This window comes from Curtobacterium sp. MCSS17_005 (genome assembly GCF_003234225.2).
GTDB lineage: Bacteria > Actinomycetota > Actinomycetes > Actinomycetales > Microbacteriaceae > Curtobacterium > Curtobacterium flaccumfaciens.
On sequence record NZ_CP126258.1, the window covers coordinates 1,437,911 to 1,462,742 of the forward strand.

General features: G+C 70.9%; 23 protein-coding genes. 6 read left to right on the top strand and 17 right to left on the bottom strand.

The window, feature by feature from the left end:
• Positions 1-228: 228 nt before the first annotated feature.
• From DEJ20_RS06910 to DEJ20_RS06960, 11 genes are all read right to left on the bottom strand, one after another.
• Positions 229-1,740 (bottom strand): PTS transporter subunit EIIC, encoded by a 1,512-nt coding sequence (locus DEJ20_RS06910; RefSeq protein ID WP_111236098.1) that lies wholly within the window; start codon positions 1,738-1,740, stop codon positions 229-231.
• Between the two features lie 46 nt (positions 1,741-1,786).
• Entirely contained in the window at positions 1,787-2,710 is a 924-nt protein-coding gene (murQ, locus tag DEJ20_RS06915; RefSeq protein WP_111236097.1) for an N-acetylmuramic acid 6-phosphate etherase, read from the bottom strand.
• A gap of 8 nt (positions 2,711-2,718) precedes the next feature.
• Positions 2,719-3,642 (bottom strand): MurR/RpiR family transcriptional regulator, encoded by a 924-nt coding sequence (locus DEJ20_RS06920; RefSeq protein WP_181431608.1) that lies wholly within the window; start codon positions 3,640-3,642, stop codon positions 2,719-2,721.
• Between the two features lie 56 nt (positions 3,643-3,698).
• Positions 3,699-4,250: a hypothetical protein gene (locus DEJ20_RS06925; RefSeq protein WP_146245470.1), complete on the bottom strand. Its 552-nt coding sequence runs from the start codon at positions 4,248-4,250 to the stop codon at positions 3,699-3,701.
• Between the two features lie 32 nt (positions 4,251-4,282).
• On the bottom strand, positions 4,283-5,575 hold the full coding sequence (locus tag DEJ20_RS06930) for a DUF7224 domain-containing protein (RefSeq protein WP_111236095.1): 1,293 nt from the start codon (positions 5,573-5,575) through the stop codon (positions 4,283-4,285).
• Positions 5,575-6,318 (bottom strand): ATP-binding cassette domain-containing protein, encoded by a 744-nt coding sequence (locus DEJ20_RS06935; RefSeq protein WP_220035016.1) that lies wholly within the window; start codon positions 6,316-6,318, stop codon positions 5,575-5,577. The genes DEJ20_RS06930 and DEJ20_RS06935 overlap by 1 nt, the downstream gene beginning before the upstream one ends.
• Positions 6,319-6,405: 87 nt before the next feature.
• Positions 6,406-7,008 (bottom strand): hypothetical protein, encoded by a 603-nt coding sequence (locus DEJ20_RS06940; protein ID WP_111236094.1) that lies wholly within the window; start codon positions 7,006-7,008, stop codon positions 6,406-6,408.
• Positions 7,005-7,478, bottom strand: coding sequence for a hypothetical protein (locus tag DEJ20_RS06945; protein ID WP_146245469.1), 474 nt, complete (start codon positions 7,476-7,478; stop codon positions 7,005-7,007). Before DEJ20_RS06945 ends, DEJ20_RS06940 begins: the two co-directional genes overlap by 4 nt.
• Before the next feature lie 228 nt (positions 7,479-7,706).
• Entirely contained in the window at positions 7,707-8,186 is a 480-nt protein-coding gene (locus DEJ20_RS06950; protein WP_111236092.1) for a DUF4395 domain-containing protein, read from the bottom strand.
• Complete coding sequence (locus tag DEJ20_RS06955; protein WP_111236091.1) at positions 8,183-8,677, bottom strand: thioredoxin family protein; 495 nt, start codon at positions 8,675-8,677, stop codon at positions 8,183-8,185. The genes DEJ20_RS06950 and DEJ20_RS06955 overlap by 4 nt, the downstream gene beginning before the upstream one ends.
• A gap of 229 nt (positions 8,678-8,906) precedes the next feature.
• Positions 8,907-9,521 (bottom strand): TMEM175 family protein, encoded by a 615-nt coding sequence (locus DEJ20_RS06960; RefSeq protein ID WP_111236090.1) that lies wholly within the window; start codon positions 9,519-9,521, stop codon positions 8,907-8,909.
• 32 nt (positions 9,522-9,553) lie between these two features.
• Here DEJ20_RS06960 and DEJ20_RS06965 point away from each other — a divergent pair, with 32 nt between their 5' ends.
• Positions 9,554-9,769: a DUF1653 domain-containing protein gene (locus DEJ20_RS06965; RefSeq protein ID WP_181431607.1), complete on the top strand. Its 216-nt coding sequence runs from the start codon at positions 9,554-9,556 to the stop codon at positions 9,767-9,769.
• Between the two features lie 77 nt (positions 9,770-9,846).
• Positions 9,847-13,341, top strand: a complete 3,495-nt coding sequence (locus DEJ20_RS06970) for a TM0106 family RecB-like putative nuclease (protein ID WP_111236089.1) — start codon at positions 9,847-9,849, stop codon at positions 13,339-13,341.
• An 11-nt stretch (positions 13,342-13,352) separates the two neighbouring features.
• On the opposite strand, the gene DEJ20_RS06975 is transcribed toward DEJ20_RS06970, so the two are convergent.
• On the bottom strand, positions 13,353-14,039 hold the full coding sequence (locus tag DEJ20_RS06975) for a hypothetical protein (protein ID WP_111236088.1): 687 nt from the start codon (positions 14,037-14,039) through the stop codon (positions 13,353-13,355).
• A gap of 584 nt (positions 14,040-14,623) precedes the next feature.
• On the opposite strand from DEJ20_RS06975, the gene DEJ20_RS06980 reads away from it, so the two are divergent.
• On the top strand, positions 14,624-15,481 hold the full coding sequence (locus DEJ20_RS06980) for a nuclease-related domain-containing protein (protein WP_111236087.1): 858 nt from the start codon (positions 14,624-14,626) through the stop codon (positions 15,479-15,481).
• 32 nt (positions 15,482-15,513) lie between these two features.
• Here the strand turns inward: DEJ20_RS06980 and DEJ20_RS06985 are convergent, their stop codons facing one another.
• The 4 genes from DEJ20_RS06985 to DEJ20_RS07000 all read right to left on the bottom strand — a co-directional run bounded on the left by DEJ20_RS06985 (position 15,514) and on the right by DEJ20_RS07000 (position 21,233).
• Positions 15,514-15,930, bottom strand: a complete 417-nt coding sequence (locus tag DEJ20_RS06985; RefSeq protein ID WP_181431606.1) for an SseB family protein — start codon at positions 15,928-15,930, stop codon at positions 15,514-15,516.
• Between the two features lie 104 nt (positions 15,931-16,034).
• Positions 16,035-16,838 (bottom strand): SDR family oxidoreductase, encoded by an 804-nt coding sequence (locus DEJ20_RS06990; protein WP_111236085.1) that lies wholly within the window; start codon positions 16,836-16,838, stop codon positions 16,035-16,037.
• 120 nt (positions 16,839-16,958) lie between these two features.
• Positions 16,959-17,735: an HNH endonuclease family protein gene (locus DEJ20_RS06995; protein ID WP_258377221.1), complete on the bottom strand. Its 777-nt coding sequence runs from the start codon at positions 17,733-17,735 to the stop codon at positions 16,959-16,961.
• Between the two features lie 66 nt (positions 17,736-17,801).
• Positions 17,802-21,233 carry a DEAD/DEAH box helicase gene (locus tag DEJ20_RS07000; protein WP_146245468.1) on the bottom strand — a complete coding sequence of 1,144 codons (3,432 nt, stop codon included), beginning with the start codon at positions 21,231-21,233 and terminating at the stop codon, positions 17,802-17,804.
• A gap of 122 nt (positions 21,234-21,355) precedes the next feature.
• Between DEJ20_RS07000 and DEJ20_RS07005 the strand changes: the two genes are divergently transcribed.
• Together DEJ20_RS07005 and DEJ20_RS07010 are read left to right on the top strand one after the other, a co-directional pair.
• On the top strand, positions 21,356-21,553 hold the full coding sequence (locus DEJ20_RS07005; protein WP_027465181.1) for a hypothetical protein: 198 nt from the start codon (positions 21,356-21,358) through the stop codon (positions 21,551-21,553).
• Positions 21,554-21,669: 116 nt separating this feature from the next.
• Positions 21,670-22,671: an AraC family transcriptional regulator gene (locus DEJ20_RS07010; protein WP_111236083.1), complete on the top strand. Its 1,002-nt coding sequence runs from the start codon at positions 21,670-21,672 to the stop codon at positions 22,669-22,671.
• A gap of 43 nt (positions 22,672-22,714) precedes the next feature.
• On the opposite strand, the gene DEJ20_RS07015 is transcribed toward DEJ20_RS07010, so the two are convergent.
• A complete protein-coding gene (locus DEJ20_RS07015) occupies positions 22,715-24,127 on the bottom strand; it encodes an amino acid permease (protein ID WP_111236082.1) in 1,413 nt (470 codons plus the stop codon).
• A gap of 202 nt (positions 24,128-24,329) precedes the next feature.
• Here DEJ20_RS07015 and DEJ20_RS07020 point away from each other — a divergent pair, with 202 nt between their 5' ends.
• Positions 24,330-24,830 carry a DUF427 domain-containing protein gene (locus DEJ20_RS07020; protein ID WP_111236081.1) on the top strand — a complete coding sequence of 167 codons (501 nt, stop codon included), beginning with the start codon at positions 24,330-24,332 and terminating at the stop codon, positions 24,828-24,830.
• The last annotated feature ends 2 nt before the right edge of the window (positions 24,831-24,832 follow it).

Genomic DNA, 24,832 nt, shown 5'->3' on the forward strand with positions numbered 1-24,832 from the left:
GAAACGTGACGCCCGAGACTAATCCTGGCGGATCCCGCACGACCTCGGGCTCACTTTGATGCAGCAAGTCAAAGCTTCCGGACTAGTGGTAGAGGTGCGGGCGCGCTCGGCGAAGTCCTCCGGATGCGCAGCGTGGTGAACGCGAGCGTGGCGCAGCGGCGGCTGCTGCTGTGATGGTCGACTCGGCGACCGAGGCGTCGCCGAGGTGGGTCGTCTCGCCCAAGCGAATCAGCGTTCGGCTGAGGCGGCTGACGCCATCGACAAGCTGGAGTCTAAGGACTCTGCTGACGACACCAGGTCAAACGGTGCTCCGGGAGCGGACTGCTCCTCGAGGTCGGCCTTGACCGACGCCGAAACCCCGAACAGCAACGTCGCCACGAACCCCACAACGTATGCCACCACGAGCCCGGACCCGTACCCGAGCAACGCCCACCCATACCCGGACGACCCGTTCAGCAGCGGGATGAGCGACAGGTCCGAGGCCCCGATGGCGATCGCCCCGACGGAGTGCCCGAGCTGGTCGAACAGCCCGACGACACCGCCGCCGAACGCACCACCGATGCACGCGGTGATGAACGGCCGCCCGAGGGGGAGCGTCACGCCGTAGATCAGGGGCTCTCCGACACCGAGGAACCCGGCGGGCAGCGCACCCCGAATGGTCCGCACCAGCGAAGCGTTCGACCGGAACCGCACCCACAGCGCGATGCACGCACCGATCTGCCCAGCACCACCCATCGCCAGCACGGGCAGCAGCACGGTCCACCCGGTCTGGTCGATCAGGGTGGTGTGGATCGGGATGAGCCCCTGGTGCATGCCGGTCATGACGAGCGGCAGGAAGAGGCCTCCGAGCACGAAGCCGGCGAAGGCTCCACCGTTCGCGAGCAGCCAGGTCGCAGCGGTCCCGATCGCGACCGAGACGACACCGGCGACGGACATGAGCACGCCGAGGGTGATCGAACCGGCGACGAGCACGGTGACGGTCGGCACCACGATGAGCGCGATGACGTCCGGCGTGACCCGGCGCATGAAGCGCTCGACGTAGGCGGCGAGGATGCCGCCGGCCAGCGCACCGAGCACACCGCCCTGCCCGGGCGCCAGGGTCTCGCCGAACACCGTGACGTTCGCGACACCGGCCGCGACGATGATCCCGCCGACGGCACCGCCGAGGACGGGCGTGCCGCCGAACTCCTTCGCGGCGTTCATGCCGGCGAACACGGCGAGCAGGGAAAGGAAGCCGGACGAGAGCACCCCGAGGAACGGCGTCACCCCGGGCACCCACCCCAGGTTCGTCAGGATGCCGTTGATCCCGGCGATCAGCCCGCAGGCGATCAGCGCGGGGATGAGCGGGATGAAGATCGCGGAGATCTTCCGGATCGCGCGCATGGTCCGACCGTCGGAGCGGGACCGCGCGGTCGCCTTGATGGACGCACCGCGAGCAGCGAGCTCCTCAGGCGACGCACCAGGCCCACCAGCCGCAGCCGGCGGGGCGGCCGCGCGTAGGGCCTCCAGGCCGTCGGCCACGCGGTCGACGAGACCCGGGCCGAGCACGATCTGCAGGTTCGAGCCGGCCGCGATGGCGGCCATGACGCCGTCGGTGGCCTTCAGGTCCTCGAGCGCGACGGACGAATCGGACACGACCTCGACCCGCAGGCGGGTCATGCAGTTCTCGACCTCGGCGATGTTCGCGGAACCGCCGACGGCGTCGAGGATCTGCTGGGCGAGTTGCTGTGCATCGGGCATTGCTGTGCTCCTCGGGGGAAAGGAAACGGAAAAGGGGGAACGAGGTCTACAGCACGGCGCGCAACGAGCCGGCAGCAGCTTCGAGGCGAGCACGCACGTCGGCAGCGGAGGCGCGGGTCAGGATCACGGCGATGGCGGTCTTCACCTCGCCGTCCGAGGCGTCGAGCGCCGCCTGGACCTCGGCGGGGGGAGCGCCGGAGACGTCCTGCACGAGCGAGAACGCCCTGGCGACGAGCTTCGCGTTCGTCGCCCGCACATCGACCATGCGGTTGCCGTACGTCTTGTGGCTGCGCACCATCGCGAGCGTGGTGAGCATGTTCAGGACGAGCTTCTGCGCGGTGCCCGCCTTCAGGCGGGTCGAGCCGGCGATGAACTCGGGGCCGACGACGACGTCGATGGCGATGTCGGCCTCCCGCCCCGCGGCCGAGTCGGGGTTGCACGCCACGGAGACCGACAGGGCGGACCGGCGCCGGGCCTCCAGGATGGCTGCGATCACGTAGGGCGTCCTGCCGGACGCGCTGATCCCGACGACCACGTCGTCGGCCGTCAGGCCGAGCGCGTCGAGGTCGCGGACGGCGGCGGCTTCGTCGTCCTCCGCGCCCTCCACCGCGGTGGTCAGGGCGGGGTGGCCGCCGGCGATCACGCCGACCACCTGGCTCGGGTCGGTGCCGAAGGTGGGCGGGCACTCGCTGGCGTCGAGGACGCCGAGCCGGCCCGGCGTGCCGGCGCCGACGTAGACGAGTCGGCCACCACGCGCGAACGCTGCGGCGATCGAGTCTGCCGCCAGGGCGATGGCCGGGAGGCACGGCTCCAGTGCCGCAGGCACGCTGCGGTCGCCGGCGTTCATGCGCTGGGCAGCTTCCAGCGTGGAGATCGTGTCGATGTCGTCCAGCGAGTGGTCGGTCGCCTCGGTGGTGAGGGCCGCGAGTTCGTCGCGGAGGGCGTCGTGGCTTTCATGCGTCTGGTTCATGGTGGTGCTCAGTTCCGGTGGTGGGTGCGGACGGCGTCGCGGCTGCGGGCGAGGAGCGGCTGGGAGCGCTCGTCGGTGCGCTGCGCGACGACGACGAACAGGGTGTCGACGATGGCGAGCTGGCTCATCCGGCTGCCCATGACCGCGGGGCGCAAGGCACTCTCGGCACCGGCGACACCGAGCAGGACGTGGTCGGCGGTGGTGGCGAGCGGGGCGGTGGCGTGGCCGGTGATCGCGACGATCGTGGCATGTTGAGCGCGGGCGGCGTGGGCGACCTCGAGGGTCTCGACGGTGGAGCCCGAGTGGCTGACGAGCACCAGGACGTCGTGCTCGCCGATGACGCTCGCCAGGGTCAGGGCGTTGTGCGGGTCGTCGGCGATCGAGCTCACGATGCCGATGCGTTCGAGCTTGAGGTGCAGGTCTCGGGCGACGATGCCGCTCGCGCCGACGCCGTACAGGACGACGCGGCGGGCGTCGCTCACGGCGGCTGCCGCTGCCTCGAGCGCGTGCGGGTCGAGTGCGGCGCGGGTGTCGGCCATCACCGCGCGGACGTCCTCGGTGACCTTCGCGATGACGGTAGCGACGTCGTCGTCGACCGCGACACCGGCGTGGATTTCGGTGGACTCACGCTCGTGAATCCCGCGTTCGACTGCTCGGGTCATGCTGCGCTGCAGGGCGGCGAAGTTCGTGAAGCCCAGGTGTTGGGCGAAGCGGGAGACGGTGGCGGGGGAGACCCCGGCTCGGGCTGCGAGGTCGGTGGCGTTCGTGTTGGCCGCGGCTGCCGGGTCCTCGAGGACGGCGTCGGCGATGGCGCGCATGCTCGACGGCATGCTCGCCGACTGGGTGCGGACGAGGGCGAAGGCGTCGGCGCGCTCGGATCGCTCGGGCCGCTCGGGCCGCTCGGGCCGCTCGGGCCGCTCGGTGATCGTCATCCCGCCATGAAAGCGTCTTTCGCAGGTGAGCGCCAGTGCTGAAAGTAAATTGCGCGTTACATCGTTCTGCCCGACCTGTGTGCCAGCGGACTGACGGTGGCGGCGATCACCAGGGGGAGGACGAACGCCCACGACGCCGGATCGGTGTTCGTAGACACGACTCCGGCCCATCCGGCTGGTTGGTCCGGGGTCCCCCGACCGAACAGCGCTGCGACGAACAGGTAGAGCACGCCCGGCACGGACTGGTACCGATCGCCGAGTACCGCTCGGCTGACCAGCGCGAGCGCGCAGAACGCGATCGTGTTCCGGGCGGTCGCGACTGAGGCCTCGGGTGCGGCGCCGATCGCGAGCCCGATGCTCGCGGTGACGGTCACCAGCGCGACCACCGCGATGACGGCGGCCAGCTCGAGCAGGTCCGTCCGCCGAGTGGGCGCGGGGAACGGTGCGCGGGTGACCGAAGCGCTCGTCGCGATGGCGATCACCAGCGGGAGCACGGCCGCGACGGGGATCAGCGCGAACGGTGCGCCGCCGCCGAACGAGGGGAAGAGCATGCCGATCGGGCCGAGCGCGATCGAGAGCACCGTCAGGGCGGTCGTGAGTCCGAGCAACGGCAGGGTTCGGTGGACACGCAGCCACCAGATCACGAGGACGGCACCGCGATGTGGCCGATCGAGCAATCCGTCAGCCGGTCGACCGTCGCGGTGACCCACGTGGCCTGAGCGGGGGCCGGAGCACGACGGAGGGCTCGCAGAACGTCGGGGTCATCCAGCTCGAGGGCGGGTTCCACCTGGTCGGCGTTCACGATGCCCTCGGCAGCGACGTCGATGAGCCATCGGTTGGCGACAGCGGCATCGTTGAGGCGTTCGGCGTCGTCCTCCTCGGCGCCGCAGTACGCCACCTCGGCGTCGCCGAGCAAGGAGGTGGTGATGCTGTGGAGCACGTCCGCGTCGGTCATCCGGACCTGGACGATCATGTTCAGGACGTCGGGCGACGACGGTGCGTTGCTCGCCCGGATGGTCGACGGCACCGTGATGCCCGAGCGGCCGAGGTTCTCCACGGCCTTCCGGATCACCGACTGCGAGTCGTCGGCGGTGCGTTGCTCCGGGAAGAGGCAGATCGTCGGCGCCGCGCCGCTGCAGATCGCTTGCGTTTGCGGGCGGTCGACGATCGGTGCCGCGCCGAGGCCGAAGCCGGCGGTCAGCGCGATGAGGGTGATCACGACGAACGAGCTGGCGCCGATCTGGAGTCCGTACCGGCGCGCACGGTCACCACTCGAGCGTCGAGCGACCGCGATGACGAGCAGACTGCACCCGGCGAGCAGACTGAACGCCGTCGCGATGACCGGTGCCCGGGTGTCGAGCGCGGTCTCGACCGAGCAGCAGTCCGCCATCACGAGTCCGGCGAGGTACCGGAGCGGGAAGTAGTCCACGGACCAGGTGAAGCCGAGCCAGCTGTACGAGACGAGCAGACTCAGCGGGATGGACGCCACCGGCGGGGCCCACCGCCCCAGTGCGAATCCGATGCAGCTGTGGAAGAACAGGATCCCCGCGAAGGCCAGGCCGACGAGGGGCGACGGGCCACCGGGAGTGCCCCAGGTGTCCCGACTCATGAGTGCGACCGCGACGAGCTGGAGCAACAGACCAGCGGCCAGTGGTGTCCACAGGTGATCGGTGACGACTGCTGCACTGGATCGGCTGCTGGACTCGATCACCGGCGCCGCGGCCCGGAAGCGCTTCCCTTCCCAGGCGCCAGCCGTGGCCGCGACGCCGCACGAGAAGACCAGGTAGATCGCGGAGCCGGCCATCGCGGCGGGCCAGTAGCCGGCGACGGTCGTCTCATCTGCGAACTGCACGCTGTACGCGACGACGCCGAGCAACCCAGGAATGAGGAGCCACACTGCCGCTCGGCTGCGCCACGGGATGATCGGGTGCATCAGTCGTCCTCACTCGTGAACCGCGCGTACGAAGCGGTGATCGCCTCGGCAGGCGAGAGGTCTGCGAACGGCTCGGTGAACGACGCGACCGAACCAGCGAACGGCACCCGGCCGTCGACGAGGACGGTCACGTGGTCGTAGGTCGTGGCGACGTCCTCGGTCTGGTGTGTCGAGACGACGACGGACACTTCCGTCGGCAGGTTCTGGATCACCCGAGCGAACCGCGCGCGCTGTGCCGGATCGAGTCCGGCCGTCGGTTCGTCGAGCAGGATCCACTGCGCGCCGGGCACCAGCGCGCCGGCAACGCCGAGCCGCCGGATCTGGCCGCCCGACAACGAGGACGCTCGTGCGTCGGCTCGGGTGGCGAGATCGACGGCGGTCAGGGCGGCCGTCGAGCGATCCCAGGCGTCGGCGCGCGACAAGCCCTTCAACCAGCCGCAGTAGGCGACGTGCTCTCGAGCGGTCAGGCCGGGGAAGGCGCCGCTCCGCTGCGGAAGCCATGCGACGCCGCGGCGGTACCGTCGGCGGTTTCCGCGCGTCCCCGGTTCCCCCAGTCCCTCGATGCTGATCGTCCCGGCGCGGGGGCGGAGCGTGTCGGCGATGAGCCCGAGCAGGGTCGACTTGCCAGCGCCGTTCGGCCCGAGCAGGACGCTCGCTCCGGTCGGGAACACCGTCGACAACCCGGAGAGCACCGTGTGGTCGCGCCGGTACCCGAAGGTGAGTTCGTCGATGTGTATGCCCACTGCGCCCCCTTGAAACCTTGTACTGGTGTTTTACCGTACAGGGCGAAGGATCACCGTAGGAGCACGAGGTGCGGCAGGCCTACTGAGTCAGCGCTGGTGGGCGGTTACCGCCGTGGCCGCCTGCACGTAGCGTCGTGCAGCCCGGGTCTGACGCAGAATGACGGGGGACATGGCGGCAGCCACGACGAGGAGTGCTCCGCAGATGATGCGACTGAGGCCAGCTACGAACGAGTTGTCGTCGAACAGGTTCGGGATCTGCGGGCCAGCAATCCCCACGTAGAGCAGCAGGAACTGGCCGAGCGCGACCGGTTGGTAGGCAGCGCGGAGACGGGCGAGGTCGAATGCCCGTCGTGCGAGGTCGGAGTCGGCTGGTTCGATCGGGGTCCCGCTCGCGATCGCCTGCGCGAGCGTCTTCCGGCCGAAGCGTGAGAGCCCATCGATCGGCGCCTGCATGTCGGAGGATCGGCGGAGCGTCGTGGTGAGCATCGAGAAGGTGCCGAGAAGACCACCCACTCCTGCAGCGATGCCGACGATCGCGAGGGTGGTCTCGAGCGCGCTGTCCTGCCGTGCGAAGAGCGACCCGCCGACCGCACCGAGGACCACACCGATCGTGACGATGACGGCGGTTCTGCGCCAGGCTCGGCGGGCAACGGCCTCGGGGGTGGCTGGCACTTCCGACACGGCGGTCATGCGAGAAGGATCGGAGTAGTGGTGCGGCGTTCGTTGTCGGCCGCCGCGGCTTCTGCGTAGCGCCGAGCTCGGCGGCCTCGGACGACCAGCAACGGCACGACGAACACCATTTCGACGACGAAGAGCGCCAGGAAGATCCGGCTGATGATCGCGTTGCCATCGCCGGTGACGACTCGGGCGAACTGGGGAGCTGCGGCTCCTGCGAACAGCAGGAGGTTCTGGACGAGGATCAGCCCGTTGAACGCGGCGGTCCCGCGAGCGAGGGTGAGCGCGCGGTGCTGCAGTTCGGGGCCCGCGTCCTCCGCGAGCGGAACGCCCGAGCGGATGGCTCCTTTGATGACCTTGCGGCGGTCTCTCGTCAGGCCCTCGGTCGCCTGCGTGATGATCGACGACGCGCGTGCCGTGGCGGGGAGCAACGAGAGCATCCCGGCCATACCCACCAGCACGGTGACGCACGTGAAGATCGCCAAGGCGACGGTCCAGCCGTCCTCGGTCCGCGAGGTTGCCCAACCTGCCACCGCTCCGGCGACCGCGGCGATCGACGCGACCAGGGCGGTACGACGCCAGGCACGCCGGATGATTCGTTCGTCTTCCCCCACCCGCTCACCCTACGGGGCGGGGCAGAGCCGTGTTCTGGAGCCGAGCACCCGTCGGGCGCTGGCGGTGTGGTCGAGGTGGGGCGGGCCTCCAGGAAGCCGTCAGGCGACGCCGCGTCGCGGACGGAAGACCCCCGCGCGGACCAGCCACACGTAGAGCAGGCAGCCGATGCAGACGTCGAAGACGGCGTTGAGGAACGCGGCGACCAGGGCGACCGCGGCACCGATCGGTGCGGCGTACGGCACGCCGAGCAGTGCGAGGAGCAGCGCGACCGCGGTCACGAACAGGCCGACCTGCTGGGCGAAGGTCGGGGGTTCCGGAGCCTCGAGTTCGGCGGGCGGGGCCAGGCGTGGGCGGACGACCCGTCGGAAGAGTGCGCCGTAGGGGTGGCGGCGGATGCCGGCGATGCCTCCGACGGCGAACAGCGCGACGATGACCGCGAGCAGCACGATGCCGGCGACCCACGTCTCGGGGATCAGCGTGAGGACGATCGTCGCGGCGAGGAGCACCGTGGTGATGGCGGCGCCGAAGCGTGGGGAGCGCGGGTCGATGCCGCGCGTGGGGTCGGTCGTGGTGGTCATCGGGACTCCTGGGTGCCGGTGGTTCCTGGGGCGCCGGTGCTGCGTCTGGTGTCTGTGCTGCCTGCAGTCAGGACGGCGTCGAGGGCTGCGGTGAGCTCGGGTGGGCGGGGTGGGCCTCCGAAGCGGGTGCGAACGGTCCGGGAACCGTCGACGAGCAGGACCGTGGGGGTCTGCAGGACGTTGAAGCGGCTCGCCAGTCCGGGGTGCTCGGCGAGGTCGATCTCCAGTCGGGTGACGCCGTCGTGTCGGGCTGCGACGGAGTCCAGGTGCCGGGCGGTCGCGGGGCAGCGGGCACAGGTCGGGGTGGAGAACTGGACGAGGGTGGCACGGGTGCCGAATGCCTCGGCGGGGGCGAGGTCGGCGACCGTCCCGGCGTCGCCCGGTGCCGTCGTGGTCCGTGCGCGGCCGGTCTTTGCGCGCAGGAGCAGGCCGAGCAGCGTGGCGAGTGCGAGGACTCCCACGAGCACGGCGACGGCCATGATGACGGTCATGCCGTGACGGTACGTGGTTCGGCGGCGTTCGGGGCCAACGTGACCGAACGTGACGGGGAGCAAGTGTCGGGTCTCGCCGGCTGTCGCTCGACCGATCTCCGCTTCGCTTGAACAGGCATACTTTTCAAGGCGATGTGCCACCGATCGGCGGGGCTGGTCGGAACGCGCCGCACGCTCGAACGGGGTGCCGCAGTACGGTCGCGGACAGGCGAACCGGAGCGCATCGTGCTCAGACGCGTCGGAGCAGCCGGGCGACCGCGCCCTGCAACAGCAACAGCAGCGCCCACAGCAGGCCGATGCTCGGGAACACCACCGACAAGACCAGCGCCGCCGACAGCAGTCCGGCGGCGATGAGACCACGCGCCGAGTCGCCCAGCGGCGTGGCGAGCAACTCGGGGTTCCGTCGGAGCACGAGTTCGATGGCGGTGAGCGCGAGGCTCGTCACGACCATGCTGCCGAGGTAGAGCGCGTGGGCCACACGGTCGTCGTTCTCGCCGCTGTTGAGCAGGTTGGCGGCGAACGGCAGGAACACGATGCTGATGAGCCACACGAAGTTCAGCTGCATGATCCGCGGGTTGTAGGACCGCACGTGCTCGAACACCTGGTGGTGGAGGATCCAGAACCGGGAGATCAGCCAGAAGGTGATGAGGAACTCGAGCAGCGCGGGCCAGTGCTGGCGGAGCAGGTCGCCGGCGCTCTCGCCCGAGGACATCTCGCTGGCGATGTCGACCAGGGGCAGGATCAGCAGCGTGATGGCGATCGCGACGGTGGCGTCGGAGAAGTTCACCAGGCGGTCGAGTCCGCGGTCCGTGCGGGCGTGCTCGGTGCGTGCGTGCTCCGTCATGGGGCGAGTGTAGGAGCGCTTAGTGTCGGGGTGTGAGCGACGACGTGACACCTGGGCGGTACCGGCACTTCAAGGGGAACGACTACGAGGTGCTGCTCGTCGCCCGTGATGTGGAGACCGAGGAGCCCGTGGTCGTGTACCAGGCGCTCTACGGCGAACGCGGGCACTGGGTGCGCTCGCTCGCCGACTTCACCGCGCACGTCACGCGCGACGGGTACGACGGGCCTCGGTTCGTGCCGATCGGCTGACCGTCCGGCGACCCGACGGGGTCGGTGTCGGCGCCCACCCCTAGGCTTTCAGCGCACCGAAGAGCAAGGGGGAGCGCATGCAGATCGGCGTCGACGGGCACGTGCTGCTCAGCCCGAGTGACCTGAGCACGTGGTCGGCCTGCGAGTGGGCGTTCCTCCGCCGCCTCGACGCCAAGCTCGGCCGCGGGGAGGCCCTGCCGGACGTGCACGACGACATGCTCGAGCGCACGGCTCGGCTGGGGGACCAGCACGAGCTCGACTACCTCGAGATCCTCAAACAGACCCGCGCCGTCGTCGAGTTCGACCGTCCCGCACCGCCGGACTACGCACGCGCCGCGGCCGAAGCACGACAGGCCTTCGCCGACGGCGCCGACGTGCTGTACCAGCCGACGTTCCACGCAGCACCGACCGCCGACGCCCCCGGGTTCATCGGCTTCGCGGACTTCATCATCCGCAACGACCGCGGCGAGTACGAGGTCTACGACACCAAGCTCGCCCGCCACGCCAAGATCAGCGCCCTGCTGCAGCTCGCCGCGTACGCCGAGCAGATGCAGGCGCACGGCATCCCCACCGGTGAGCAGGTGCACCTGGTGCTCGGCGACCGGACGACCACCACGCACGACCTCGCCGACATCGCGCCGGTGTACCGCACGCAGCGCGCCGAACTGCAGCGGGTCATCGCCGAGCGCATCGCCGCCGACGAGTCACTGCAGTGGGGCGACCTGCGCTACTCGTCGTGCGGCCGATGCGCCGTCTGTTCGACCCAGGTCGCCGAGCACCGCGACCTCGTGCTCGTCGCGGGCATGCGCCTCGACCAACGGGCGAAGCTCATCAAGCACGAGGTGCGGACGATCGACGACCTGGCGGTCCGCACCGGGGCAGTACCGGGCTTGTCCCGCGCGACGCAGGATCGGCTGGTACGGCAGGCGAGCCTCCAGATCGAGTCGGAAGACGCCCGACGGAAGGGCGCCGACGGGCCGGGCCAGCCCGTGAAGCCGCGCTTCGAGGTCCTCGACGCCCGCGCGCTCGACGCGATCCCGGCACCCGACCCGGGCGACGTCTTCTTCGACTTCGAGGGCGACCCGCTGCACACCGAGGACGGCGTGCACTGGGGCCTCGACTACCTGTTCGGCCTGGTCGACGACCGCGCCGAGTTCACCGCGTTCTGGGCGCACACCATCCGCGACGAGCGAGTCGCGCTGGAGCAGTTCCTCGCGTTCATCGAGGCCCGGCGGCAGCAGTACCCGGGCATGCACATCTACCACTACGCGGCCTACGAGCGGACGCACCTGCTGTCGCTCGCCGCCCGGCACGGGGTGGGTGAAGAGGCCGTCGACGACCTGCTGCGCGCCGGGGTCCTGGTCGACCTGTACCCGATCGTCCGCAAGGCCCTGGTCGTCGGCAGTCACAGCTACTCGATCAAGAAGCTCGAACCGCTGTACATGGGCTCGGACCTGCGCGAGAGCGACGTCACGAACGCCGCGGACAGCATCACCGCCTACGTCGACGCGATCGAGGAACTCCGGAACGGTGACGCCGTCGAGGGGCAGCGGATGCTCGACCAGGTCGCCGACTACAACGCCTACGACTGCCGCTCGACCCTGCGCCTGCGCGACTGGCTCCGCTCGCTGCGCACCGACGACCCCGATGCGGCCGACCCCGCGCTCGAGCTCGAGGTCCCACCGATCCCCGTCGAGCGCGAGCCCAATCCGGTGTACGTCGCCCTTGCCGCGCAGCTCGAGGACGTCGACGCCCTCGACCGCACCCCTGACCAGACCGCGTTGGCGCTCGCCGCAGCCGCGATCGACTACCACCGCCGCGAGGCCAAGACCTTCTGGCAGGACCACTTCGACCGCCTGCGGAACCCGGTCGACGACTGGGCCGACACGCGTGACGTCCTGGTCGTGGAGCGTGCGTCCGTCGAGCGCGACTGGGACACGCTGCCGCGTGCCCGCTCGCAGTCGCGGGAACTCCGGTTGTCGGGGACGCTCGCGCCCGGCTCGCGGCTCCGGCCTGGAGGCACGCCCCACCTGGTCTACGACGACCCGCTTCCGCCATCGGTCGCCTCTCCGGGCCCCGGGTCGAAGGGCGCGTCGTCGCGCGCCGTGATCGTGGACGTGTGGGACAACGGCGATGCCGTCGAGGTCCTCGTGAAAGAGGGCCTGCCCGTCGGTGGCGAACTGCACCACGAGTTCCCGGTGGCCTTCGCCCCGTCGGCACCGCCCCGAGCGAAGCCCCAGCCCGAGGCGATCGCGTGGTGGGGTCAGGCCGTGCTCGACGAGCTGCCGGCGATGCTGCCCGACCCCGCGCTCGACCTGCTGCGCCGGGTGCCCCCGCGTGGTCCGGTCGTCCCGGTGCAGGGTGACGACACGGTGTCGGCCGTCGTCTCGACCCTGCTCGGCCTCGACCGGTCGTACCTGGCGATCCAGGGCCCTCCCGGCACGGGCAAGACCTACGTCGGCTCGAACGTCGTCGCCCGGCTCGTCCGCGAGTACGGCTGGCGCGTCGGGGTCGTCGGCCAGTCACACGCGACGTCGGAGAACTTCCTGACCTCGGTCGTGAACGCCGGCGTCCCCGCGGACCGGGTCGTGAAGGTGCCGAAGTCAGGCGCGACCGAGGACGAGCTCGACGCCGCGGCCTGGACCCCGGTGAAGAACGGTGCCGCCGTCGCCGCGTTCCTCTCCTCGTGCGAGTCCTCGGGCACCGGCGGCGTCGTCGGCGGCACGGCGTGGACGTTCGCAAACGAGTCGACGGTCGAGCGCCGTTCCCTCGACCTGCTCGTGGTCGACGAGGCCGGACAGTTCTCCCTCGCCCCGACCATTGCGTCGTCGGTCGCCGCGACCCGGCTCCTGCTGCTCGGGGACCCCCAGCAGCTGCCCCAGGTGTCGCAGGGCTCGCACCCGGAGCCCGTCGACGAGTCCGCGCTCGGCTGGCTCGCCGACGGACAGCACGTCCTGCCGCCGGAGTTCGGGTACTTCCTCGCCCGCACCCGCCGCATGGAGCCCGCACTGACCGAGTCCGTCTCCGCCCTGTCCTACGACGGGCAGCTGACCTCGATGGTCTCCGGACGGCACCTCGACGGCGTCGACGCGGGCGTGCACCCGGTGCCGGTCGTGCACGCGGGCAACACGACGTCCTCTGCTGAAGAGGCCGCCCGGGTCGTCGCACTCGTCGGTGACGTCGTCGGCCGCACCTGGACCGACGGTTCCGACACCCGGGCGCTGACCGACGAGGACGTCATCGTGGTGGCGCCGTACAACGCGCAGGGGGCATTGATCCGGCAGGAGCTCGACCGCGCTGGCTTCACCGGCACGCAAGTCGGCACGGTCGACCTGTTCCAGGGCCGCGAGGCCGTCGTGTCGATCGTGTCCCTGGCAGCGTCGAGCGCAGCGGACATCCCGCGCGGCCTCGATTTCCTGCTCATGCCGAACCGGTTGAACGTGGCGATTTCGCGGGCGAAGTGGGCGGCGTACCTCGTGCACTCGCCGGCGCTGACCACCGGGTTGCCCCCGTCGATCGCGGGACTCTCGCTGTTGTCCCGCTTCATCGAGCTCGTCGAACCGCGCCGCTGACCGGTGGGAAGTCAGTCCGACTCGACCGTGCCGATCGTCGAGCTGTAGGTCGCCACCGCCCCGAACCGCGCTCCGATGATCGTGACGGTCCACGCGGAGCCGTCCGGGGCGACGGAGTACAGGACGCGTGCGCCATCAGGAACGCCAGCGAGCCCGGTGCCGTCGGGCAGGAGGATCCGCTCCGGCGCCGTCATCCCGACCGACAGGGTTGACGGGTACGGGCCTGCGCCGAACCTCTGCTTCATGACGAAGGCGAGCGTGCCGGCGCTCTGTACGACGGCCGACCGCTCGGTCTCGACAGTCGCCGGAGCTGGCGGCGCGGCAGGTTCCGGCGTCGCTGCCGGAACAGCAGACTCCACCGGAGCAGCGACGGCCGGGCGTTGCGGGACCGCAACCGGGCCGCTGGCAGCGCTCCGGCCGTCAAGGGGGAGCGAGAGTGCTGGCAGGTGGACACCGGTACCCGCCAGAGCGGACCCGATGACCGCGTACACCATGAGCGCCGTCCCGACGCTGCCGAGGATCGCACCTCCGCGACCGAATGCCCGCGCCTTGGCCGAGCCCCATCGTGCGGTCTTGATTGCCTGCACGCCGAAGACGATCGCCGAGATGCCGATCGTCGAGACGATGAAGCCCGTCTGGATCCCGGACTGTTGCGGCTCGACGAGTGCGATGACCACGCTGCCGAAGCCGAGCAGCATCGCAAGGGTCGCGAACGCCCAGGGCCTCGTGCGCCTGCGTGGTTTCGAGTTCAGTAGCGGTGAGGGTGCGTGGAGCGTCGGCAGCCGGCGAGCACCGCTTCGCGAGGGTCCTGACGAGTAATCCGGAGGGGACCAATCTCGTGGTCCTGGCCCGCCCAACGGCATCGTCGTTCCCCCGTCCACTCGGTCCAACGGACCCATCTTGATGGGCGCCGCTGACGTGAGCGATCCCCAGAACTGGGTTGACGGGCTGGCCAGGAGTGAAGGTGGCAGACCGCTACCATCACCCAGACATCGGCACCGGATGCCCCTCGGGCTCGGGCAGGCCATTCGACGGACGAGGTCGCAGGGATGGGCGGTCGCTGTCGGCACCGCGACCGTCGTGGCGATCGTGGTGTCCGTGACCTGTGTGGTCGTCGCGGAGCACGCCGGGTGAGCCAGCGCTGCGTGACGGTTCTGGTTCGCGAAGCCCGAGGATCGTGAACCAGAACCGTCAACGGCGCGAAACCACGGACCCACCCGCCGCGCTGTGACGCCAGAACGAGGGCTGGCCGGACCAGACGTCGTCCTGGAACGGTGGAGGCATGGGGGAGCGCACGATCACCGCGGACCGTCCGAGCCCGAAGGGAACGGCGCCGCTGACACTCCGCGCCCGCAAGCCCGGGTACGCCGTGATGCAGCAGTGTCTCGCGATCCAGGCCGACGGCCGCGCGCTGACGACCTGGCAGCGGTTCTGGGGGCACGACCCGCTGCGGCCCGAAGCCCGTTCGTGGTTCAAGGGAGCGATCGGCGAGCGGCAGGTGGCGGCACAGCTCGAGGAACTCGGCCCGGACTTCACGGTCTTGCACGCCGTCCCGGTCGGGGCGGGCAGCACGGACATCGACCACGTCGTCGTCGGTCCGACCGGCGTCTTCTCGATCAACACGAAGAACCACTCTGGCCACGCGGTCTGGGCGGGCGGACGCACACTGCTGGTGAACGGCCAACGAACGCCGCACGTGCACCGCGCGCTGGCCGAGGGAGAGCGTGCCACCGCACTGCTGTCGGCTGCAGCGGGTGGTCCGATCCTCGTGCAGCCGATCCTGGTGGTCGCGGCCGCCGAGCTCCGGTTCGGCAAGAAGCCGCCGGCAGCCGTGGTCCTCGAGCCCGAGCGTGTGGGGAGCTGGATCCGCGGCCTGCCACGTGCGCACTCCGACGAAGCCGTGCGCTTCCTGTCGATGCTGGCGGAGGAACGGGGCACCTGGCACGTCGATGCCGTGGTCATCAACGACACACTCCGCGACGTCCAGCGCTTCGAGCGACTCGAACGCGAGATCGCCGACGCGTGCTCCCGCCGCAGCCTCATGCGTCGGGCTCGGGTCCTCGCGGTCTTGGCCGTTCCGGCGGGTGGTCTGCTCGGCTACTGGTGGGCGGTCGCTGCCGCGGCGATGGCGGCTGCCTGACGACGAACGGTCTGAGCCGCAGACGGAGCGGGTCAGTCGTCGCTGGTCGGGACGCCACCCTGCATCTGTGCCCGCATCTCGGCGAGGACGTCGGCGTGCAGGAAGTTCGCCTCGGCCGCACTCGTGGGGTCGACCACGATGCCGAACTCCTCGGGGAGCGCGGACACGAGCTCGGACATCGGCACCGGACGCCCCTCGGCGTCGGGCAGGCCGGCGGCGAGTTCGTCCGGGTCGGTGAAGACGGGCACGAACGGCTTGTCCCGGATCATGACGTGGGCGACGCTGCCGGCCTCCGGGGTACCCGCCGCCTTCCATGGGACCCACGCCGCGCTGCGCAGGAAGCCCGCGGGCGAGGCCGCCATCCTCCGTCGCAGTTCGGCGGCCGCGGTCGGCGGGGCCTTGTCGACGCCTCGGCCGAAGGCTGATCCGTTCGTCTCATCGGTACTCACGCCAGCCATGCTGTCACGGCCGGCGGACACGGCGGAGCCGAGCCGCGCCTCCAGGCCGATGCCCGGCGCACGCGGACGTGCGCCGGGCATCGGAGGTGACGGTCTCAGTACGCGGCCGACTGCCCGCCGTCGATCGGGACGACCGTCGCGTTGACGTAGGACGCGTCGTCGGACAGCAGGAAGGCGACGACGGCGGCGATCTCGGGGGCCTCGCCGTAGCGCTTCGTCGGGTTGACCTGGATGAACTCCTCGGCGGCCTTGCGCGGGTTCTCCGCGTCGAGCTGCTTCATCGAGTTCTCGACCATGGGCGTCCAGATGGCACCGGGGGCGATGGCGTTGATGCGGATGCCGTAGCGGCCGTACTCGACGGCCGAGTTGCGGGTGAGGCCGACGACGCCGTGCTTGGCTGCCGCGTACCCGGACTGGTTGCCGATGCCGCGGATGCCGCCGACGCTCGCGGTGTTCACGACCATGCCGGAGCCCTGCTCACGCATGACCTTGAGCACCTTCTCGAGCCCGAGGAACACGCCACGCAGGTTGATCGACACGACCTTGTCGAACTCGGCGGCGGTGAAGGACTCCGTGGGGTTCTGCTTGCCCTCGATGCCGGCGTTGTTGAAGAAGCCGTCGATGCGGCCGAAACGCTCGGTCGTGGCGGTGACGTAGGCGTCGACCTGGGCCTCGTCGGACACGTCGGCGACGGTCGTCAGGACCTGCGCGTCCGGGTTTGCCTCGAGCACGGCGGTCTTCGTTGCCTCGAGCCCCTGCTCGGAGACGTCGACCAGGGACAGCGCAGCGCCTTCGGCGGCCAGGCGGACGGCGGTCGCGCGGCCGAGGCCGGAGCCGCCGCCGGTGATGAGGACGACGCGGTCGGCGAAGCGGGTGGCGCCGGTGGTGGTTTCGGGCATGGTGGGAGGCCTCCTGAGGTCTTCGACGGTGAAGGGCTCGGGGTCCGCGGTGGGGCAGCGAGTCCGATCGATGCATCTGCATCGAGATACCTATACTACACCTGTCGTTTAGTGACCGCGTCAGCAGGCGTCCAGCACCCGCACCATCGCGTCCCGCTCCGCCGGGGCCACCCACAGGCGGTACTTCGCCTTCACCGTGACCTGGTGCTCGATGTAGGTGCAGCGGAACGCCTTGTTCGCGGGGAGCCAGGTCGCCGCGTCGCCGGAGCCCTTCTGCGAGTTGGACCGCCCGTCGACGGCGAACAGGTTCACCGGGTCGTTCGCCAGCGCCTGCCGCTCGGTCTCGGTGAGCCGCTGCGCTCCGGTGCGCCACGCGTTCTCGAGTGCGACGACGTGGTCGATCTGCACGAGGGTCGAGGTCGTGTTGCCGCGCACGAAGTCCACCGTCGCACCCGTGTACGGCGAGACGAGGGTGCCCGTGAGGACCTTGCAGCGGCCCTCGCGGGTGATGTCGGCGAGGTCGCGGGCGAGGACGTCGTTCCGGGTGTCGCACCCGTTGCGGTCGACGTCGAGCCAGGCACTGCCGAAGTCGCCGGTGCGGTCGTAGCCGGTACCGGCTGCCTTGCCCTTGACGGGCAGGCCGGCGAGCTGGGTGCGTGCGCGGACCGCGTCGGCGTCGGTTCCGCGGCTGACGGTCGGACTGGAGGCGGGGCTCGCCCCCGACGACGCCTGCTGCGGGCCGATGGTGGTCGTCTCCACGGCTGTGGGGCCGCCCGCAGCGTCGGCGTCGGGTCCGAGGACACCGGTGGCGTCGAGCGCGTACCCGCCGACGGCGAGGGCCAGGACGATGAGGACGGAGGTCAGGGTGATGCGGCTGCGGCGTCGGCGGGACGTCATGCGGTGGGACTCCAGGTGGTGCGGGGCGGAACGTGGTGCGGGTCGAACGGGGGCGCGGGCGGCGGCTCAGGTCAGCAGGGAGCGGATGTCGTCGGCGGTCAGGTCGTCGGCGAACAGGGCGTCGTCGTCGATCATCGTGGCGAACAGCTCGGCCTTGCGCGCGGCGAGGGCGAGGACCTTCTCCTCGATGGTGTCCTCGGCGATGAACCGTTGGACGCTGACCGACCGGGTCTGCCCGATGCGGTGCGTGCGGTCGACGGCCTGGGACTCGGCGGCGGGGTTCCACCACGGGTCGAGGACGAACACGGTGTCCGCCTCGGTCAGGGTGAGCCCGAACCCGCCCGCCTTCAACGAGATGAGGAACGCCGGAGCGGTGCCCTGCCGGAAGCGCTCGATGACCTCCGGGCGCTTGCGGGTGGAGCCGTCGAGGTACTCGTAGCCGATCCCTCGGGCGTCGAGGGCGTCCGAGACCATCCGCAGGAACGAGGTGAACTGGCTGAACACCAGGGCGCGACGGCCCTCTGCTGCGAGCTGTTCGAGTTCGTCGAGCAGCAGGTCGAGCTTGGCGGAGGGGATCGGGGTCGATCCCGACGTGACGTCCGAGTCCGACGACGACGACCCGGACGACACCAGGGCCGGCGACAGCGCGAGCATCCGCAGCAGGGTCAGCGACCGGAACACGATCATCCGGTTCTTCGACAGGTCGTCGATCAGGTCGAGGACCTTCAGGCGCTCCCGGTTCAGGGTGCGCTCGTACAGCTCCCGGTGCGCGGGGTCGAGCGTGACCCGGACGACCTGCTCCTGCTTCGGGGGCAGGTCGGCCGCGACGGCTTCCTTGGTGCGGCGGAGCATGAGCGGCCGGATCCGTCGGCGCAGCCGCCCGGTGAGTTCCTGCCGGGCCCCGCCGCGGAGCTCGGGCGAGGCGAGGGGCTTCACGTAGTCGTCGCCGAACCGGGTCCAGGTGGACAGCAGCCCGGGCGCGACGATGTGGAACAGTGCCCACAGGTCCGTCAGGCCGTTCTCGAGCGGTGTGCCGGTGATCGCGAACTTCACCGGTGCCTGCAGCTCCGAGGCCACACGGTGGGTCTGGGACTGCGGGTTCTTCACGAACTGGGCCTCGTCGAGCACCAGCGCCGACCACGGCAGGTCGATCCAGGCGCGGGCGTCGAGCCGGAGCAGCGCGTACGAGGTGACGACGACGTCCGACGCGGCGGCGGTGCGCGCGACGAGCCCCGGGTCCTTCAGCGACGTCGAGGTCACCGTCGCGACCCGCAGCGACGGCACGAACTTGGCGGCCTCGGCAGCCCAGTTGCCGACGACCGAGGTCGGCGCGACGACGAGGAACGGGGGAGCGTCGGGCTCCGCGGCACGACGGGCGGCGACCATCGCGAGCACCTGCAGCGTCTTGCCGAGCCCCATGTCGTCGGCGAGCACCCCGCCGATGCCGTGCGTCACCAGGAACGACAGCCACGCGTACCCGGCGTGCTGGTACGGCCGCAGGTCGGCGCACACGGTGTCCGGCACGGGGACGTCACCCGGGGGAGTCGCCCCGAGCAGCCCCGAGGCGATCGCCTGCCACCGCTCGTCGTGCGAGGTCTCGTCAGCCAGCAGGTCGAACTCCGACCACAGCCCGGCGTGCAGGGGCGTGACGGCGATCGGCTGGTCGGGCTCCCACTCGTCCAGGTCGCGGGCCTCGTCGATGAGTTCCTTGAGCCGATCGAACGCGGGGTCGGCCAGCGACAGGTACGAGTTGTCGACGAGCTTGAGCCGTCGCTGCCGACCCGCGAGCGCGGTGAGCAGCGGCGTGAAGGGGATCTGCTTGCCGTTGACGCTCACGATGATGCCGAGGTCGAACCAATCGTGCTTGTCCGACGGCATCGTCGTGACGCGGATGTGCGGCCGCCCGCTCAACCGCTCGTAGTCGAGCCGCTCACCCTGTACGACCGTGCGCACGCCGAGCGACGGCAGCTCGGGCAGGAACTCGTTCGCGAACACCGCGACGTCGGCCCCGTCGACGGTGCCGTCCTGGAACCAGTCCAGTCCGCCACCGGGTCCGGCAGGGCGGACGGGAGGCCCGGCCTGCGTCGCGTCGTCGGCCTGCGTCGTCGCCGTGGTCGGCTCCGCGGCCGCGGCCGCCGTGGCTGGCTCCGTCACGGGTGGGTCGTCGGTGCCTGTCGGATCGTCGGCGGCACGGAGCCCGGACAGGTCGGGGAGCGGGCCGTGCAGGGACACCGGGTCCTTCCGGCCGTCGACGTGCCAACGCCAGTGCAGGTGCACGCGGTCGTCGGTGCGCGGCGCCCTGGCGGGCTCGAAGGTGGCGGTGAGCACGAGCTCGGGCGGGGTGCGCTCGGGCAGCTCCACCGAGCCGTCGGAGCTGACCAGCCCGAGGGCACCGCGCAACCGGGGTGACCAGTCGGCCAGGAACTCGTCGACCTCGGCGGTCGGCACGGTGATCCGGGTGCCCTCGAGGAGCATCCGTCGCTGGTCCTCGGGCACCGGCGCCGGGGTCGGGGCGACGGCCACCGTGAACTCGGGGCTCTCGCGGAACACGTAGACGCCCTGGTCGCCGATCATCCGCGCTGCTCCGGGCACCACGGGCCGGCCGTCGAGCACGGCACTCGCACCGATCACCACGGCGTCGCCGTGCCGGGCCACGTCGAGCAGCACCTGGGCCTGCGTGCCGAGGACCGCACCGCCCTCGCGCTTGCCCGTGACGAACGCGATGTCGAGCGCCGCGGCCTGCTGCAGGAGCGGCCAGAGCAAGGGGCTCCGGAAGTCGTCGAGGTGCAGCCAGTCGCTCTCACCCGGCAGGCCCGCGAGCTGCCCCGCGCGGTGCAGGGCGGCGAGCTGCAGGAACCAGGCGTGCTGCTCGGCACCGACGCCGAGCCGGTTCTGCGAGTAGGGGAGCGTGCCCCAGGTCAGCTGCCCGCGCACCCAGTTGCCGGCGTCGCTGCGGGTCACCGGACGGACCCCGAGCCGCACGCTGCGGGACGGTGCCGGCAGGGCGCGGCCGGCGGCACGGGCTCGCGAGGCGAGTTTGGCGGGAACCGCGTCACGCAACTCGAACTGCAGTCCCATCCTGGTGCCCTGCGGGGTGGGCGCCCGCTCGTCGTCACCGGCGAGGCGGGCGAGGTCGTGCCTCCAGTCCGAGGGCGGCGGAGCCGGCGCTTCCGGGCGTGGGCCGGCGCTCGCGGCGAGGGCGCGGGCGTTGATGGTGAGGAGCGCGGCCGCGACGTGCTTGCAGTCGCCGCCGAGCGGGCAGCTGCAGGTGCTGCGGACCGGGCGGACGAAGTCGCCGCGCGCGGGGGTGGTGTCGACGCGGAGTTCGTACGGGTCGTCGGCGGTGCCGGACACGACCGCGGTGACCGTGCCGTCGTCGTCGTGCCAGGTGGCGTCGTCGACCAGGCCGGCGCGGACGACGTCGCGTGCGCGGCCGAAGGTCTGCGGCCCGACGAAGCGGATGACGTCGACGGCGTCGATCATCGGGGCAGCAGGCACGGGACCATCGTGCCAGTCGCCACCGACGATCCCCGCCGCCACCCTGTGCGACGAACATCTGACAGGACTACCGTCCAACTCGGAGCGCGACGACAGCGGTCCACGGAACCGATTGGAAGCGCATGCCGGACCGACTGCGGTGGGTACGCGACTCAGCCGACCACTGGAACGGGTGGATCGACGCCGAGGTCGTGTGCGACATCACCCGGACCGACACGTACACGGTCGATTCACCGGACCACTCGCTGACCGGCGGGCACTCGTCCTTCGAGAGCGCGGCCGCTCAGGTACACGGTTGGGTGCGCTGGACCGGCCGTTAGGCCGCAGAGCGCAACCCGGTTGTACGTCCACCCGCTGCTCCCTAGCGTGAGAGGGCAGGCCGGGGACCACCCGGAGGTGACCACACCGCTCTGCTCCAGGAGAGAGAGGTGTTCCCATGACCGACACGACCGAGTCGCAGGCGCCCGCTCCGGGTTCCGATCCTGCTGCACGCCCCGCCCAGCCACGTTCGCTCGTCGCCGTGGCCGGTCAGGACACCGACGACGCCATCAGCTCGCTCGCCGGCATGTACGCGGGCAAGGCCTGGTACTCCCGGGCCCTCGACCAGGACTACTGGTTCAAGTACGTCGGTGTCGGTGACGAACGGCTGAGTGTCCGCCGTTCCCAGATGCACGGGTACCTGCGCGGTGACGTCGCCACCGAGGGCGAGGTCGTGGTGCAGTGGCTCGAACGGGGCGAGGCCCGCGTCGACGTCGGCCGCGACGAGGTCCGCATGCAGCCCGGCATCCCCACCCTGTTCCCCGTCGAGCGCCGGTTCGAGATGGAGTACCAGGACTGGGACCAGCGCCTGGTGCACCTGCGCCGTGACCTGGTGCTCGACGTCGCCGCCGAGGAGCACCTGGTCGACGGCACCATGGCGTTCGACACCACGACGACGCCTGACTCCGCAGCTCTGGGCCAATGGCGGGCCGCCGTGTCCGGCGCGCTCCGTGCGCTGCGCGAGGAGGGCGACGAGTCCCTCGCCTGGCACGAGGCGCAGCGTGACGTCGCCCGGGCCCTGTTCCGCATGTACCCGCTGCAGGCCGAGCGGTTCCCCGCGGGCTACGGCACCCGCAGTGACGGACGACTCCGGGCCGCGGTCGAGTTCATCCAGGCGCACGCCCACCAACCGCTCACCGTGGCCGACATCGCGCAGGCCGCGGGGCTGAGCATCCGGGGGATCCAGGAGTCGTTCCAGCGGGCGTTCGAGCGCTCGCCGATGACGTACCTGCGCGAGGTGCGGCTCGGACGGGTGCACGAGGAGCTGCGGATCCTCGACCCGCAGGCGACCTCGGTGGCGGACGTCGCCCGGCGGTGGGGCTTCGCGCACATGGGGCGCTTCGCCTCGGTGTACGCGAACCGGTTCGGGGAGTACCCGCGGGAGACGTTGCGGCGCTGAGGGGCGCGGGCGTCGGCTGCGCTCGGCGCCTCGTCGGCTGTGCTCAGCGCTTTGCCGGCTCGGCCAGCTTGCTGTGCTTCCGCGAGTACCCGAAGTAGACGCCGAGCCCGATCGCGAACCAGATCGCGAACCGCACCCACGTCTCCCACTGCAGGAACGTGATGAGCCACAGCGACGCGATGACGCCGATGATCGGGATGACGGGCATGAACGGCAGCCGGAACTGGCGGTCCAGGTCGGGCTGCCGGTAGCGCAGCACCACCACGGCCGAGCACACCACCACGAACGCGAGCAGGATGCCGATGTTCGTGAGCTCCGCGACGACACCGATCGGCAGCACCCCGGCCAGGATCGCCGACGCGATGCCGAGGATCCAGGTCACCCGGGTCGGCACGTGCCGCTTCGGGTCGGTCTTCGCGAACCACTTCGGCATCAGGCCGTCGCGGCTCATCGAGAACCAGACGCGCGAGGCGCCGAGCATGAACGTCACGAGCACCGTGACGATGCCGACGATGGCGCCGATCGCGATGACGTTGGCGACGCCGCCGAGTCCGACCGACTCGAACGCCGACGAGAAGCCCGACGCCGGGTCGATGTCGGTGTACTTCTGCATCCCCGTGAGCACGAGGGTCGCCAGGACGTACAGCACCATCGAGATGCCGAGGGACAGCAGGATCGCCTTCGGCATGTGCTTGCGGGCGTCGGTGGACTCCTCGGCCGCGGTGGACATGGCGTCGTAGCCGAACACGGCGAAGAACACGGTCGCGGCGCCGGTCATCACGCCGCCGAAGCCGAACGGGAAGTACGGGAAGTAGTTGGCGCTGTTGATGTGGAACACGCCGAGCACGACGATGAGCACGACGAGCGCCACCTTGATGCCGACGGCGACGAACTCGAACCGGGCGGCGCTGCGGATGCCGCGCGTGAGCACGAACGCGGTGAGCAGGCACAGCGCGATCGCGAAGACGTCGATCACGTGGCCGTCACCGGTGCCCGGGGCGCCGAGCATCCACGCGGGCAGGTCGATGCCGAACTGGCCGACCAGGAACCCCACGTAGCCGGAGATGCCGATCGCGACCACCGCCACGATCGCCGTGTACTCGAGCAGCAGGTCCCAGCCGATGAACCACCCGACGATCTCGCCGAGCACCGCGTAGCCGTACGTGTACGCGCTGCCGGCCTTCGGGATGAGCCCGGCGAACTCGGCGTACGACAGCGCGGCGGCGGCGCTCGCGACCCCGGCGACCAGGAAGCTGATCAGCACCGCGGGTCCGGCGACGCCGTTCGCGACGGTGCCGGCGAGGGTGAAGATGCCGGCTCCGATGATGCCGCCGATGCCGATCGCGGTGAGCTGCCACAGGCCGAGGTGCCGTTTCAGGCCGCCCTCGCCCCCGGCCTCGTCATCGATCGTGTCGATGGGCTTCCGTCGGAACAGGCTGCGTGTCGTCGTCGTCACCCGCCCATGGTGCACCCGGAGGGGATCGTGCGCACGGGCGGGGTGCGCGCGTTCCGGCGGCGGGGTTTCGCGCTGGGCGACACTTCACGCACCGCCGGACCCGTGAACTGTCGCTCGGCGCGAAAGAACGCCCCAACGCGCGCACAGGCGCCCGGCCGCACGCACGCGGCTGCACCGCAGGCACCGGGCGTACACCTGGAGCATGCGCCACCCGAAGAGGACCGAGCCCGGCCCCGGCCAGGAGTCCGTCTGGGACTACCCCCGCCCGCCCGCCGTCGAGCGGGTCACCGCCCGCGTCGTCGTCCGTCTGGGCGGCACGGTCGTTGCCGACACGACCGACGCCGTCCGCGTGCTCGAGACCTCGCACCCGCCGGTCTACTACCTGCCGATGGCCGACCTGGCCGAGGGTGCGTTGGTCAAGGCGCCGGGTTCGAGCATGTGCGAGTTCAAGGGCCTGGCGCGCTACTTCGACGTCGTCGGTGGTGACAGGACGGTCGCGAGCCGTGCCGCCTGGAACTACCCGACACCGGTCCCGGGCTACGAGTCGCTGCGGGAACGCGTCGCGATCTACCCGTCGGCGATGGACTCGTGCGAGGTCGGCGGCGAACGGGTCCAGGCGCAGGACGGCGACTTCTACGGCGGCTGGATCACGGCGGACATCGTCGGGCCGTTCAAGGGCGCGCCCGGCACGCTCGGTTGGTGACC